This window comes from Marisediminitalea alba, assembly GCF_002993365.1.
GTDB classification, from domain to species: Bacteria; Pseudomonadota; Gammaproteobacteria; order Enterobacterales; family Alteromonadaceae; genus Alteromonas; species Alteromonas alba.
The window spans coordinates 43807-58504 of record NZ_PVNP01000198.1; the positions used below are offsets into that span (position 1 = coordinate 43807).

The 14698-nt window shown below is 50.4% G+C and carries 14 protein-coding genes; 4 read left to right on the plus strand and 10 right to left on the minus strand.

What is annotated here, in order from left to right; translation table 11 throughout:
- Positions 1 to 37: 37 nt before the first annotated feature.
- A complete protein-coding gene (locus tag C6Y40_RS19920; protein WP_105936152.1) occupies positions 38 to 226 on the minus strand; it encodes a DUF2065 domain-containing protein in 189 nt (62 codons plus the stop codon).
- 107 nt (positions 227 to 333) lie between these two features.
- Between C6Y40_RS19920 and C6Y40_RS19925 the strand changes: the two genes are divergently transcribed.
- Entirely contained in the window at positions 334 to 750 is a 417-nt protein-coding gene (locus tag C6Y40_RS19925; RefSeq protein ID WP_105936153.1) for a hypothetical protein, read from the plus strand.
- Positions 751 to 762: 12 nt separating this feature from the next.
- Here C6Y40_RS19925 and C6Y40_RS19930 read toward each other — a convergent pair whose 3' ends face one another.
- Complete coding sequence (locus C6Y40_RS19930; RefSeq protein WP_105936154.1) at positions 763 to 1623, minus strand: thioredoxin family protein; 861 nt, start codon at positions 1621 to 1623, stop codon at positions 763 to 765.
- Between the two features lie 121 nt (positions 1624 to 1744).
- Here C6Y40_RS19930 and C6Y40_RS19935 point away from each other — a divergent pair, with 121 nt between their 5' ends.
- Complete coding sequence (locus C6Y40_RS19935; protein ID WP_105936155.1) at positions 1745 to 2056, plus strand: Mpo1-like protein; 312 nt, start codon at positions 1745 to 1747, stop codon at positions 2054 to 2056.
- 25 nt (positions 2057 to 2081) lie between these two features.
- Positions 2082 to 4145: a S9 family peptidase gene (locus C6Y40_RS19940; protein WP_105936156.1), complete on the plus strand. Its 2064-nt coding sequence runs from the start codon at positions 2082 to 2084 to the stop codon at positions 4143 to 4145.
- A 34-nt stretch (positions 4146 to 4179) separates the two neighbouring features.
- Here the strand turns inward: C6Y40_RS19940 and C6Y40_RS19945 are convergent, their stop codons facing one another.
- The 5 genes from C6Y40_RS19945 to purE form a co-directional block, all read right to left on the minus strand.
- Complete coding sequence (locus C6Y40_RS19945; RefSeq protein WP_105936157.1) at positions 4180 to 5292, minus strand: PQQ-dependent sugar dehydrogenase; 1113 nt, start codon at positions 5290 to 5292, stop codon at positions 4180 to 4182.
- A gap of 27 nt (positions 5293 to 5319) precedes the next feature.
- Entirely contained in the window at positions 5320 to 5790 is a 471-nt protein-coding gene (locus tag C6Y40_RS19950) for a Dps family protein (protein WP_105936158.1), read from the minus strand.
- An 81-nt stretch (positions 5791 to 5871) separates the two neighbouring features.
- Complete coding sequence (locus C6Y40_RS19955; protein WP_105936159.1) at positions 5872 to 6348, minus strand: copper chaperone PCu(A)C; 477 nt, start codon at positions 6346 to 6348, stop codon at positions 5872 to 5874.
- Positions 6349 to 6415: 67 nt separating this feature from the next.
- Entirely contained in the window at positions 6416 to 7570 is a 1155-nt protein-coding gene (locus C6Y40_RS19960) for a 5-(carboxyamino)imidazole ribonucleotide synthase (RefSeq protein WP_105936160.1), read from the minus strand.
- Positions 7571 to 7572: 2 nt separating this feature from the next.
- Complete coding sequence (gene purE, locus C6Y40_RS19965; protein ID WP_105936243.1) at positions 7573 to 8058, minus strand: 5-(carboxyamino)imidazole ribonucleotide mutase; 486 nt, start codon at positions 8056 to 8058, stop codon at positions 7573 to 7575.
- A gap of 241 nt (positions 8059 to 8299) precedes the next feature.
- Between purE and C6Y40_RS19970 the strand changes: the two genes are divergently transcribed.
- The gene (locus tag C6Y40_RS19970) at positions 8300 to 9184 is read left to right on the plus strand and encodes a LysR substrate-binding domain-containing protein (protein WP_170308546.1); all 885 of its coding nucleotides are present in this window, start codon (positions 8300 to 8302) and stop codon (positions 9182 to 9184) included.
- Here C6Y40_RS19970 and C6Y40_RS19975 read toward each other — a convergent pair.
- The 3 genes from C6Y40_RS19975 to rho all read right to left on the minus strand — a co-directional run bounded on the left by C6Y40_RS19975 (position 9129) and on the right by rho (position 14622).
- Positions 9129 to 11945 carry an ATP-binding protein gene (locus C6Y40_RS19975; RefSeq protein WP_105936162.1) on the minus strand — a complete coding sequence of 939 codons (2817 nt, stop codon included), beginning with the start codon at positions 11943 to 11945 and terminating at the stop codon, positions 9129 to 9131. The two genes, C6Y40_RS19970 and C6Y40_RS19975, sit on opposite strands and share 56 nt — an antisense overlap.
- Positions 11946 to 11951: 6 nt before the next feature.
- On the minus strand, positions 11952 to 13250 hold the full coding sequence (locus C6Y40_RS19980; RefSeq protein WP_105936244.1) for an amidohydrolase: 1299 nt from the start codon (positions 13248 to 13250) through the stop codon (positions 11952 to 11954).
- 106 nt (positions 13251 to 13356) lie between these two features.
- Positions 13357 to 14622, minus strand: coding sequence for a transcription termination factor Rho (gene rho, locus C6Y40_RS19985; protein ID WP_105936163.1), 1266 nt, complete (start codon positions 14620 to 14622; stop codon positions 13357 to 13359).
- Positions 14623 to 14698: the final 76 nt, after the last annotated feature.

Sequence of the window (14698 nt, forward strand, 5' to 3'; positions counted from 1 at the left end):
TATTCAGCTGACCAGTGAATATTTGGCCTGTTTAGCGTTAATTCACTATAAAGTATAAACAAACTGAGCCAATCACCACCAGAGTGCCACCAATCTGACGCAATTGGCCGGCCTCTGATTCGGCGACTTGCCTAAGATATTGCCGCCAGCGGTTTGGTATAAGCAAAGGCCCGATACCCTCAACGATCATTACCATAGCCAGCGCCGCCCAGAACCAATTTGGCATACTTGTCTCAAAAATGCGTATGTTTGTCCCGCACTATACCAAATAATTCACCTCATGCGACGCCGGGCGAGTTATAATTAAGTACGACAAATCACTAAGCACAGAACATGCTATTCCCCAACCTCGGTCAGTACAGCCTGACTGTTTCAAATAACATACTGGAGATATATGCCACCGGAGCGTGGGATGTGGGTATGGCAACTATGCTGAATGATGAAATGGCGCCCATCGCCAGGCAGTTTGAACAGCGCAACTGGGCAGCGATTGTAGATTGCCGACGTTGGGTGATGAGCACCCCCGAGTGCCAGGGTATCGTGCGGGAAGGTATTTTCGACAATATCCGCAACGGCTTAAAAAGAGCAGCCTATGTGGTGGATACCAATCACATAAAGCACGCCCAGTTGGAACGCACTCATCCGCAGATGAAATCGGACGATCCGATTTTAAAAGCCTACAAGCGTGAGTACTTTACTAACTATCTGGACGCCATAAAATGGCTCAGAGATGAAGGTTATCAGCCCTGAGCCGCCATTTAATCAGTACATCAGGCTGTATACTTTACGACGATAACCAGACTTCAGTGAATCGCCATCCGGCAGGGCATTGATAATATCGAGGATAAGCTTTTTCGCTTCGCCAAAACCGAAGTCTTTCAACAACACGCCATAGAGCAATTCCAGCGCTTCTTCAAAACGCTGTACCTGATAAAGCGCTACGGCTAAATCCACCTTCACCTGTAAATCATCCGGATTGGCTGCAGCCTGTTCCTGTAACGCACGGATCTCGGGCGTATCAGCGGCCTGTTCGGCCAGCTCCACCTTGCCCTGCAGGGTATGATAACGCTGATCCTGATCCACCAGCTTTATCTCTGCCAGCAGTTCTTTTGCTGCAGGCACTGCGCCGGTTTCAATCAGGCAGTCAATATAAAGGTATTTGCTATCGACATTGTCCGGGTTAATTTCGTAGGCTTGCTTTGCCATGGGGAAAGCGCCGCTGTAGTCACCGCTCGCGATAAGCTCGGCAGCTTTGGCCAGAAACTCATCTTCCGGGCTAGGCAGGTATTTACCCAACATGGCGCGAATTTCAATTTCCGGCTGCATACCAGCAAAGCCATCTACCGGCTGCGCATCTTTCACTACCATTACGGTAGGCAGGTTACGAATGCCAAACTGAGCGGCTACCTGCTGCTCGCGCTCACAGTCAACACGGGCCAGTAACAGGGCGTCCGGATAATCACCGGCAATTTTTTCCAGAATCGGCGATAACTCTTTACAAGGCTCATAGCCTTCGGCCCAAAAGTCGATTAAGACGATTTTCTCTTTAGACACTTCCAGAATGATCTGCTGAAAGTTCTCTACCGTTAAATCCACGATGTTGTTCGACATCAATTGCTGCATGCTTATTTCGCCTGTTTGCTTTCGTTCGATTGTGGTTATGAATATGGGCGCGCTGGCCTTAATTACAAGTCCTTAAAATACAAATGCTACACTATCTGTGACAAATTACTAAGGCGATAAGATGACAACAACAAAACGCTTTACTTCATTCCGGGAATTTTACCCGTACTACCTGAGTGAACATCAGAATGTAACCTGTCGGCGACTGCATTTTATCGGTTCAACACTGGTACTCACCCTGCTGATATTGAGTTTATTTACCGGGCAGTTAAGGCTGCTATGGTTACTTCCGGTAGCCGGTTATGGCTTTGCCTGGCTCGGCCACTTTAAATTTGAGCACAACAAACCTGCGACCTTTCGTTATCCCTTGTACAGCTTAATGGGAGACTGGGTCATGTATAAAGATATCCTGCTTGGCAGGATAAAATTCTGACGACAGTAAGCAAGGAAAAACAATAATGAATAACACCATAAAAGCTCTGGCAGCCAGCGTTATGCTGGGCTTGTCAGCCGGCGCGGCGGCCGATACCAGCGCCCCCACCACCTTCGATTACAAGGACGTGTTTGCCCTGGAGTACGCAGCTTCACCAGTGTTTACCCCCGACAGCAAACACATTATTTATGAGCGTCGCAGCAACGATATTATGAACGATCGTATGCACATCAGTTTATGGCAGGTAGAAGTAAAGAGTGGTCAGCATCGCCCGCTGATTGCTGAGCATGCCAGTGTGCGCAGCCCGGTACTTTCTCCCGACGGCACCAAGCTGGCCTATCTGTCTGACCGCTCGGGCTCACAACAACTTTATGTGCGCTACCTCGACAGTGGTGAAGACGCCCTGTTAACCAATACGAGCTATGCGCCGGGTAATGTCGTCTGGTCGCCAGATGGACAATCGCTGGCATTTACCCAGTTTACCCCGAAAGCAGATAAACCCTTGTTTACCGATATGCCAGGCAAACCGGCCAGGGCCAAGTGGGCAGAAACCGGTAAGTTTATTGATGACCTCAACTACCGCTCTGATGGTGCGGGTTACGTACCGGGCGGCTTTAATCAGATTTATCTGTTACCGGTAGAAGGTGGTACCCCCCGCCAGCTAACGTTTACCGATTACCCGCTCAATGGCGATCTGAGCTTTTCAAACGATGGCAAGCAGTTGTACTTTTCTGCCAACCCCAGCGACAACTACGCCATGGAAGTGATGAGCAGTGATATTTATACTCTGGATATTGCTTCGGGAGCGTTTAAGCAGATCACCAGCCTTGAAGGCCCGGAGAGCGCCCCGCAATTAAGCCCGGACGGCAGGTATCTGGCGTTTAAACACACCACTGACCGTAAGTTAAGCTTCCAGAGCAGCGACTTATGGATAATGCGTATGAAAGACGGCAAGCTGACTAACCTTACCGAATCCTTCGACCGCACTACCGGACAGTTTGCCTGGGGCGAAGACAGCGATGAGTTATACGTCAGTTACCAGGATGCCGGACAAACCAGAGTGGCCGCTGTCGAACTCGACGGCGACATGGATAAGCTCAACATCGCCCTGAGTGGTCAGTCGCTTGGGCGCCCGTACACTTCAGGCGAGTTTGCAGTGGCCGATAATGGCGCGCTGGCTTTTGTCAGTTCCGATGGCTCGACACCGGCAGATTTGTTTGTGCGTGAAAGCCGCGGCAAGGTAACCCGGTTAACTACACTCAATGAAGATGTACTTGGTCACCTGAATATGCCGGCGATTGAAGTCATGACTGTTACCTCAACGGTGGATGAACGTCCGATTGAGGCCTGGATGATTACCCCTCCGGATTTTGATGCCAGTAAGAAATACCCGCTGATTCTGGAAATACATGGCGGCCCACACACTGCTTATGGCCCCAACTTCAGTGCCGAGATTCAGTTAATGGCAGCCAAAGGCTATGTGGTGGTGTGGTCAAACCCGCGCGGCAGCACTTCTTACGGTGAAGACTTTGCCAACTTAATCCATCACAACTATCCGTCAGAAGATTATAACGATTTGATGGACGTAGTAGATGGCGTCATCGCCAAAGGCTTTATTGATACCAACAACCTGTTTATCACCGGTGGCTCCGGTGGCGGCGTACTGACCGCCTGGTCAATTGGTAAGACCGACCGATTTGCCGCCGCAGTGGTTGCCAAGCCGGTAATCAACTGGATGAGCTTTGCCTTAACTGCTGATGCTTATCCCTACTTTACACAGTACTGGATGCCGGGCATGCCCTGGGAAATCCCGGACCATTTATGGGCCCACTCGCCTTTATCACTGGTAGGTAACGTGACCACGCCAACCATGCTGCTAACGGGTGAGTCTGATTACCGCACGCCAATCAGTGAGTCTGAACAGTTTTATCAGGCCCTGAAACTGCGTGGAGTAGACTCAGCCATGTTGCGCCTGCCTGGCGCATCCCATGGCATCGCCTCAAAACCGTCACGGCTTATCCAGAAAGTCGGCAATATCCTCGCATGGTTCGAACGCTATCGTACCGAGCCGGAAACAAAGGCCGAGTAGAATGAAAAAAGGGCTACCTCGGTAGCCCTTTTTACTAGTTAACCGGCGTTATCTGCAGTAACTTACCGTTACTTTCATCGGTTAACAGATAAATCAGACCGTTGGGACCCACTTCGACGTCGCGGATCCGTTCGTTACGGTCGCGCAGGTACTCGGTTTGTGACTCCACTTCGCCGGCCTCATTAAAACTAATGCGGCGCAGGTGGCGAAACTTCAGCGCGCCCACCAGCAAATCGCCCTGCCAGTCTTTAAATACATCGGAAGCATAGAACGTCATGCCACTTGGGGCGATGGATGGATCCCAGTATAAAACGGGCTGCTCCATGCCTTCCTGTTCAGTTTTATCGGAAATAATACTGCCATTGTAATCAATACCATAGGTAATTTCCGGCCAGCCATAATTGTTACCGGCTTTGATCAGGTTTACCTCATCTCCACCTTTCGGACCGTGTTCCATGGCCCATACTTCGCCCGTTTGCGGGTGCACGGTTAAGCCCTGGACATTACGGTGGCCGTAACTGAATATCTCCGGGGCATCGCCCTCTGCAAACGGATTGTCACCGGGCACATCACCATTACGCTTAATGCGTACAATCTTGCCAAAGTGATTGTCGGTGTTCTGTGCTTCTTTCATGTACTTATAGCGGTCACCCAGCGAGACGAACAGGTGCTGGTCATTATCGAAAGCCAGGCGACAACCAAAGTGGAAACCATTATTTACTACCGAATCGGCCACAAAAATATCTTTCACGTGGGTCAGACTGGTGCCATTCAGAGTGGCACTGGCTACGCTGGAACTGCTGCCACCGTCGGTCGGCCGCGAATAACAAAAATACACTGTTTGATTATTGGCAAAATCCGGATCGGCAGTGATGTCCAGCAGACCGCCCTGATTATCGGCGGCTACTTCGGGAACGCCGCTTAATGGCTTGCTTAGTCCGGTGGCAAAATTAAACTTGCGAATTTGCCCGCTTCGCTCGGTGATCAGCATTTCGCCGGTAGGCAGAAAAGTCATTCCCCATGGATGATCAAGGCCGCTGGCCAATTCGTTTACTTTCAGTGTTTCTGTCGCCTGGCTGCTAAACGCAACAGCACCGGCCAGGGCCAGTGCTGTCAACGTCGCAACCTTATATTGAGGTCGCTTCATAATCGTCTCTTGTTGTTTTAAATTTTGTTATTGCACCATCGCACGTAACATCCACGCCGTTTTTTCGTGCACGCGCATACGGTCTGAAATAAGGGCTACGGAAGACTCATCGTCTGCCTGCTGGGCAAGTTTCAGTGCTTCACGGCAAGTTTTCACTACCTGCTCATGAGCGTGAGTCAGTAGCTGCACCATTTCACTGGCTTCCGGCACACCTTCAACTTCTTCAATTGCACTGAGTTCGGCAAATGCTTTATACGTACCAGGCGCGGCAACACCCAGGGTACGGATCCGCTCGGCGATGTCATCTACTGCAACAGCAAGCTCGGTGTAATGCTCTTCAAACATCAGGTGCAATTCGCGGAATTGCGGGCCCGTCACGTTCCAGTGGAAATTGTGCGTTTGCAGATACAGTGTGTAGGAATCTGCCAGTAATTTCTTTAAGCCGTGGGCAACCGCTTCGCGATCTGCTTCTGCAATACCGATGTCAATCTTGCTCATTATAAACTCCTTGGTTTATTCCAATTATAGTATTAATAGCAATAATGTACTGATTTGGATTAATTTTAAAGCGACCCGTTGTCAGTGGTGGTGATGCCCACCCGGTTTCCCCTGCTCACCTACGGTAACTTCTACCGTTTTGCTGCGTTGGTCAGCGAAATGTAACGTCAGGTTAAACTTATTGCCTTTTGTCAGGGGCTTAACCAGCCCCATAAGCATTACATGGTAGCCACCAGGCTTAAATTCAACCATCTCATCGGGCGCAACATCGATGCCATCGGTTACTTGTCGCATCTTCATCAAATCGCCTTCCATTACCGTTGTATGGATCTGTGCTTCGCTGGCAATATCTGCTGGCACACTCACACCGGTTAAGGTAAACGCTGCCTCGCTATGGTTCATCAAAGTAAGGTAGACGGCGGCCGTGGTAGCCATGGCAAAGGTCGCCCGGGCATTAGCGTTGTGCACCATAACACCGTGCTCCATTTTTGCGGCAACGGGTAAAGCCAGTTGCAAGCCCAGCACCAGTACTAGACACTGCCAGTATCGGTTAATCATTGTTGTCACTCCTGTTACTTTACAATAAGAAAAGACCCCACTGGCAAGTGAGGTCTTAAAGGTTATTCTAGCTTACTGAAGCCAGCCGGTTCGCTTCATCGGTCAGGCAGGGAAAGTGGGCCAGCGAAAGATACTCACTAAGCTTTTGCAGTTTGCTGCCCAAGTCAGCATAACTCGACGCCGTTACATTGATATGACCCATTTTGCGCTTTTGACGCACAGACTTGCCGTACCAATGAAAATGTACACCCGGCACGCTTAACAGCGCCATCTGATGGTCGTCGCACCCAATGATATTGATCATTGCACTAACCGCTGCTTCGCCTCCGGTGTTACAGGCCAGACCCAAAGGTAAATCAAGCACAGCCCGTAAATGATTTTCAAACTGACTGGTAGGTGAACCCGCCTGACTCCAGTGCCCTGAATTGTGCACCCGCGGGGCCAGTTCGTTGACCAGCAGTTCGTCACCACACTGGAATAACTCAACCGCCAGTACACCAACGTAATCCATGCCGTTAACCAGCTTGGTAAAGATGTCTTTGGCCTGGTCGTTTAATGCAGCTGTGCTGGCACTTGCCGGCGCCACAGAGACATGCAGCTGTCCTTCGTGATGAAGGTTTTCAGCCAAAGGATAAACAACCACTTCACCGCCAGAACTTCGAGCGCCAATCAGCGATACTTCGCGGTCGAAATTGAGCATCTTCTCTACCACCAGCGGCACGGCTTTCAGATCAAGCTCTGCTAGCTGTGATTTAAGCGCCGGTAACTCAGTGGCCGCTTTTAAGCGCCACTGGCCATAGCCATCGTAGCCGTCACGGCTGGCTTTGATGATTAGGCGCTCACCCAGATTCTCAACACAGCTGTCCAGTTGTGTCAGGTCGTCAACAATCTGGTAAGGGCAGTTCGGGATAGCAAGGCTGCTGAGTAATTGCTTTTCACGCACGCGGTCGGCTCCGACCAGGATAGCGTCGATTCCCGGATGCAATTTACCTGACGCCTCTGCTTGTTGCAGTAGTGCCTCAGGAACATGTTCAAACTCAACCGTCAGTGCGTCTGCCAGTTCAATAGCCTGCTCAAGGGTGTAATCCAGCGGCGCTTTACTGACCGGGTGAACCACAGCGTTATTACTAACATCCACCGCCATAACATTGATGCCCAGCGGCGCGCCATCAAGATACATCATTTGTGCCAGCTGTCCGGCACCGTATACCAGCACCTGCATTGTTACAGCTCCAGTTTACCGTTTGCTAAAACCGTGTCTGTTTGTTGTTGGCGAAAGGCAATAATTGCATCGCGGACCGCCGGGTCCTGCAACGCAACGACCTGAGCAGCCAGCAAGCCGGCATTTGCCGCGCCCGCTTCGCCAATCGCCAGGGTACCCACGGCAACACCTTTGGGCATCTGCACGATGGACAATAAAGAGTCCAGGCCATTTAACGCTTTCGACTTCACCGGACAGCCGAATACCGGTAAGTGAGTGTGGGCGGCAATCATGCCAGGTAAATGGGCTGCCCCGCCTGCACCGGCAATAATTGCGCAAAAACCATTTTGCTCTGCCTGCTCGGCAAATTCGACTAACAGATTAGGAGTGCGGTGTGCCGAGACAACCTGAGCCTCAAATTCAACACCGAATTGTTTGAGCATTACTGCCGCGTTTTGCATTGTTGGCCAATCCGAAGTCGACCCCATCACAATTGCGATTTTCGCCATTTTGCCGTCCTCACAGACTTTGCGTTTAGTCATCCGCTTAACTCGTGGTTGAGCAGTGCTTGAAAAGCGGCCGATATTAGCTCATTTTGCCCCGTTTGCCCATAGTAAGCGTCTATTTGTGGTCAATTACAAACTGTCTGTAAACGGATATTTCCTCAGTTTTAACGCAACCCGGGAAATATAGATAGAGATAAATGAGTTTTTAGTATATTTTTACACAAACGCTTTCATGGGATGCTTTATGAATACATTGACGTTCAGACTACTTGAAGTTTTTCAGCAGGTTGTTGATTGCGGTTCGGTAACCGCCGCCTCCAATGCCTTGCAACTATCACAACCCACCGTGTCACTTCAGCTTAAAAAACTAAACAGTATTATAGGTCTGCCCCTGATTGAGCATTTTCAGGGTAGCGTGCAACTCACCGAAGCCGGCGCAGCCGTATACCGTTGCGCCCAGGAGATTTTGTCGTCTCAGGATAAATTGAAAAGCCAAATCAGCGCCTTGCAGGGTGTAGAAGTGGGCTCTCTTAAACTGGCCGTGGTGACCACAGCCAAGTACATCATTCCTCCGATGCTCAGCCCGTTTTGCAAACAACATCCTAATATCGACGTGCGCTTTACCGTGGGTAACCGCGAACAGATCGCCGAGCGTCTGATGCAAAACCGTGATGACTTGTATATCTTCACCTACCCGCCTGAAGATGATGATTTGGTCTGCGAACCGTTTCTGGCCAATCCGCTGGTAGTGATTGCCCCGCCGGATTACGCTGGCCCGGATAACTGCAGTTTAGCCGACCTGCAAAGCGCTAAGTTTCTGCTCAGAGAGAAAGGCAGTGGGACCCGCCGTACGTTGGATGAGTACTGCGATAAACACGATGTGCTGTTGCGCAACTCTATGGTAATTGAAAGTAACGAGGCGATTCGCCTGGCCGTTTCTGCCGGTTTAGGCCTTGCGGTGCTATCCCAGCATACGCTCGATCAATCTGCTATCGACAGCGTTAAAGTACTTACTATTAGCGACTTCCCGATTCAAAGTACCTGGCAGGTGGTGACCAACCGCCGCCGCCCAATCAGTCTGTCGGCCCAGGCGTTTCGTCAGTCACTGCTTGATAACCCACGTACTTGATCAACATGGTAAATAAGCTGGTGCGCCGCACCGGCTTACTTAAATAATCATTCATACCGACACTCAGACAAGCTTTGCGGTCATCATCAAAAGCATTGGCAGTGAGGGCAATAATGGGAATGCCGGATTTGTCGCCAGGCAAATCACGGATTGCCCGGGTTGCAGAAAAGCCATCCATCACCGGCATCTGACAATCCATTAATACCAAATCAAAATCGATTTTGGGGATGACTTCGAGCGCCGCCGCGCCGTCTTTGGCTCGAATGCATTTAACCCCAGCATCTTTGAGCATATCGAGGATAATGTCGGCATTAATGTCATTATCTTCCACCACCAGAATTTTTAACCCTTCAGGTAATGTGATAGCAGATTGCTCTGGCACCGGTGCAATCTGTTTTGAGGCGGGCAATGGCAACCTGACAATAAACTCCGTACCCTGGTGGCGCTCGCTCTCCAGCTCAATGGTTCCTCCCATCAGGTCGGTAAGCTTGCTGGTTATCGATAGACCCAGTCCAGTGCCACTAAACTGCCTTGATGTGGAGGCATCCGCCTGAACAAATTGTTCGAAGATCGTCTGCTGCTCAGCTTTTTTAATACCAATACCGGAGTCTTTGACCACCATTACGAGCTCGCCATCCTGGTACGAGACCTTAATTACAACCCCGCCGATCGCGGTAAATTTCACAGCGTTACTTAGCAGGTTATTTAAGATTTGACTTATCTTGCCGGCATCGCCGAGCAGAAAAGACGGTATGCTTTCATCCCAAACCACTTCGAGGTTGATCTGCTTTCGACTGGCTGCCTGACGATGAATTTCGGCACAAGCCGGAATTATATGTTGTGGTGAAAAAGGATGGCGGGTCACTTTCATTTTACCCGCTTCAATCTTCGACCAGTCCAGAATGCTGTCGAGGATCAGCAGCAGGTTATTGGCCGACTGCACTATAACCTGAATTCGCCGCCTGACATCATCTGGTAAGGATTGCTCAAGGAGATTTTCACAGGTGCCCAGAATACCGTTCATTGGCGTGCGGATCTCATGGGACATATTGGCCAGAAATTGAGATTTCGAGACGTTGGCCGCCTCGGCCTGGGCCAGCGCCTGAATTAACGAGGCCGTCTTCTCCTCTACCCGTTCAGTGAGGGTGAGGTTGAGCTTTTCCAGCTCTTCATTGAGCGTCCGCTGACGCTGGCGCGAGGTGGAAAGCTCGTTAAAAGCACTCACAAGACGCTCTCCCAACTCGCTAAACTCTATCGCTAACCCGGATATTTCTTTCAACTGCAGGCGATTGTGGCTGAATGAGGACATTGGCACCGGTGACTCCGGAGAATACCCGGCGAAGGTTTTCATTAATTCGCGCAGCGGCCGGGCAAAAATCTGCGCCACTCGTCCACCAACAATAATCCCTACCAGCCCCAACGCAAGAAGCAGAAACAGCGCCCAGCGCACATAGTCCGTACTCATAGCCATATAGCTGCTGTTTTCAAACAACATGGTTATCGTCCAGCCCGAGATTGGATCGCGCGATTGTGCAATAAACCAATCCCGCGACAGCGCAGATTGGCGGAAAAAACAACTGTCCTGTTCACAATCTGGCAAGTCAGGGCGCTGCAAGGCCTCGAGCCGGAGCTCCGGCGAAGCATAAACCACTTTCCCGGCCTCATCCCGGTAAATCGTCCAAAATCCGGCTAAATTACGACTGTCATATTCAATAAAGCTGCTGAGATTGAGCGAACCTTCAAGGATCCCCCTAAGGTTGCCTCCTCCGTCGTAGAGCGGGCTGGCAATGGCTACAATGGGGTCGTTACCAAAACCCCGCCCCTGAAACGCCTGCGATACAAAGGTCGACTCGGTCTGCATGGCCTGAATGAAATATTCGCGCTCAGTCACTACCGCCTGATTCAGTCGCTTTGCCCGGCTCAGCAGGTTAGTCGGGTAAGAATGGGTAATGGCACCTTTTTCATCGGCAATCAAAAACGTGAGAAACTCCGGAAACTCCTGAGCCAGATTAGACAGCGTTTCATCAGCGATAGCCGGTAACGGCGCACCGTGCTTCTGCGCAATCGCCATAGACCTGGCCGTTTTGCTGATGGCGGAGGCATGCCCATCGAGAAACCGGCTTAGCTCGGTACTCATGACCTGCGCCCGCTGAGTCATGTATAAGGTTAATTGTTGCGCCTGCTGGCGTTGTAACTGGCCGACATGTACATAAGTCATAATCAGTACAACAAAGAAAAACAGAGTGGCAAACATGTAGCGGAACAGGGTTTCTACATTGAAGTGGAGCTCATTACCCACCGGCAGATAACGCAGCAGCGTCATAAACAATAAATGACCAGACAAACAGGAAAAAATGCCGCTTATCCAGGTAATGGAGTAAGCCGTAAAGGCCATGGTAGGAGAGCCACTGTAGGTTGCATAGGCAAACACTATATAAACCGGCACAATCAGCGCGCTCCACCAGCCGATACCCAGTTTTAACGGACTCAGCGCATCCGCTTTGTTCGACAATGCATTTATCAGCAAAGGCTGCACCGCCAGAAAGGCGATCATAAACGGGTCGTTGCCATGCACCAGCAACACAGCATAGACGGCAGTAGACACCACCAGTGTAAGGGAAAAAGAAAGTAATAAGGCGGCAGCGATAGCGAAACCACCACCAAAAAACACCACCCCGCCGGTTTCCAGCGGGGCAGGGATTAGATTAACCGCAACTCCGGCCAGCGCCAGAGCAAGCGCCTGCAGCAACCTGTTTTCCATAGGGAATTATTCTGTGTTAGCATCCATGTAATCGAGAGTCAGATTGGTGAGTACCCGCACACCCAGTTTCATCCCGGCATCGTCAACATAAAACTCCGGCGTATGGTGAGCCGGCGAGTCTTCCACAGATACATCAAGGGGTTTACCGCCCAGCCACATAAATAACCCCGGCACTTTTTCCTGATAGAAAGAAAAGTCCTCAGCACCGGTGACCGGCTTAGCCAGTATGGTGTTTTGCTTGCCCGCCGTACGTTCCACCGTTGGGATCATTTGCGCGGTGAGTTCCGGGTCGTTATAGGTAATAGGGTAATTATAATCCAGTGGCAGGGTGAGCTCGGCCTTAGCGCCCATGCTGTCAGCAATACCCTTAACCTTACGAGCCATCGCCTCGTAAACGTGTTCTCGCGCGGCATGGTTAAGGGTACGAATAGTACCAACCAGCTCAACCTCGTTAGGAATGATATTCGAGCGGTTACCGCCATGGATGGAACCAATGGTTACCACTGCGGCATCATCAATGATTTTCAGTTCACGGCTGACGATGGTTTGCAGTGACATGATCATCTGTGCAGCAGTGGTGATGGGGTCGACACTCTTCCACGGGTAAGCGCCATGAGCCTGCTTACCGTGGATGACGATTTTGAAGGGGTCTACCGCGGCCATGGTACCGCCAGGGTTATAGCTTACCGTGCCGATATCGTTATTAGCGCTGATATGCAGGCCGAAAATCACGTCTACATCCGGGCTCTTTAAAACGCCTTCCTGCACCATAACTTCGGCTCCGCCCTTTTCACCAGCGGGCGCGCCTTCCTCTGCAGGCTGGAAAATAAACTTCACCTTGCCATGCAGCTTATCTTTCATTGAAGTTAATACCGACGCCGCCCCCATCAGCATAGCCATATGGGTATCATGACCACAGGCATGCATGACCGGCACGTCATTACCATTGTATTCGCCGCGCTGTGTAGAACGCCAGGGCAGATCATTTTCCTCAGGTACCGGTAAGCCATCCATATCGGCCCGTAACGCGACTACCGGGCCAGGCCGGCCGCTGTCCAGAATTGCCACTACGCCGGTTTTTGCAACACCGGTTTGCACTTCAAGATTTAGTGAACGCAGGTGCCGGGCCACGTACTCGGCAGTTTTAAATTCACGATTGGATAACTCAGGGTACTCATGCAAATGGTGGCGCCAGCTAATGACCTCACTCTCAATCTCATTGGCCAACCGATCCACTTCACCGGACTGAGCAAAAACAGGCAGGGAAAAAAGAGGTAGCAGGGCAGCAAGTACGACGCGACGCATAATGTTATCCATAAAATTACAATAACTTTACACTACCCCGTTTGCTCAAAAATCACAAAAAAAACCGCTGTCAGGCAGCGGTTTTTAGCAAAATATAAACTAATGATTAACTTCGCTGGCGCTTCATCGCGTCGAAGAACTCATCATTGGTCTTGGTCATGGAAAGTTTATTGATAAGGAATTCCATGGCGTCGATTTCTGACATTTCATGCACAATCTTGCGCAGGATCCACATCTTCTGTAATTCGTCCTGACCGGTGAGTAGCTCTTCACGGCGCGTACCAGAGCGATTAAAGTCAATAGCCGGGAATACACGCTTTTCAGCAATCTTACGATTAAGGTGCAGTTCCATGTTCCCGGTACCTTTAAACTCTTCGTAGATAACTTCATCCATCTTAGAGCCGGTATCAATCAGTGCAGTGGCGATGATGGTTAAGCTACCACCTTCTTCTACGTTTCGGGCGGCACCGAAGAAACGTTTTGGTTTGTGCAGTGCGTTAGCATCCACACCACCGGTAAGTACTTTACCTGATGATGGAATAACCGTGTTGTAGGCACGCGCCAGACGGGTGATTGAATCCAGCAGGATAACTACGTCTTTTTTGTGCTCAACCAGGCGCTTGGCTTTTTCAATAACCATCTCAGCGACCTGAACGTGGCGGCTGGCCGGCTCATCAAAGGTAGAGGCAACCACTTCACCACGCACCAGACGGTGCATTTCGGTAACTTCTTCCGGACGTTCGTCAATTAGCAACACCATCAGTTCACAATCGGGGTGATTAGCCGCAATAGATTGTGCGATGTTTTGCAGTAATAAGGTTTTACCCGCTTTCGGTGGTGCCACAATCAGACCACGCTGACCTTTACCAATCGGTGACGCCAGATCCAGTACACGGGCGGTAATATCTTCTGATGAACCATTACCACGCTCCATGCGCAAACGTGAATTTGCGTGCAGTGGGGTTAAGTTTTCAAAGAGGATTTTATTACGGGAGTTTTCTGGCTTGTCGAAGTTAACTTCGCGGATTTTTAACAGGGCAAAATAACGCTCACTGTCTTTCGGCGGGCGAATTTTCCCGGCGATGGTATCCCCCGTGCGCAGGTTAAAGCGTCTGATTTGGCTGGGTGAAACATAAATATCATCTGGCCCCGCAAGATAAGAAGAGTCAGCAGAGCGCAGGAAGCCGAAGCCGTCCTGGAGGATTTCCAGTACGCCGTCGCCAAAAATGTCTTCGCCACTTTTTGCGTGGGATTTTAGAATCGAGAAAATAATGTCTTGTTTTCTCGCGCGGGCCATATTTTCGAGGCCCATTTCTTCGGCAAGGGCGACCAATTCGCTGATTGGCTTATTCTTAAGTTCCGTTAGATTCATACTGGTGGGTCTTTGTGCTTGAACGTCTTTTAGGGAAATTCGTTAATTAATAAGAATAGTGCTTGAGCCCGGAGGC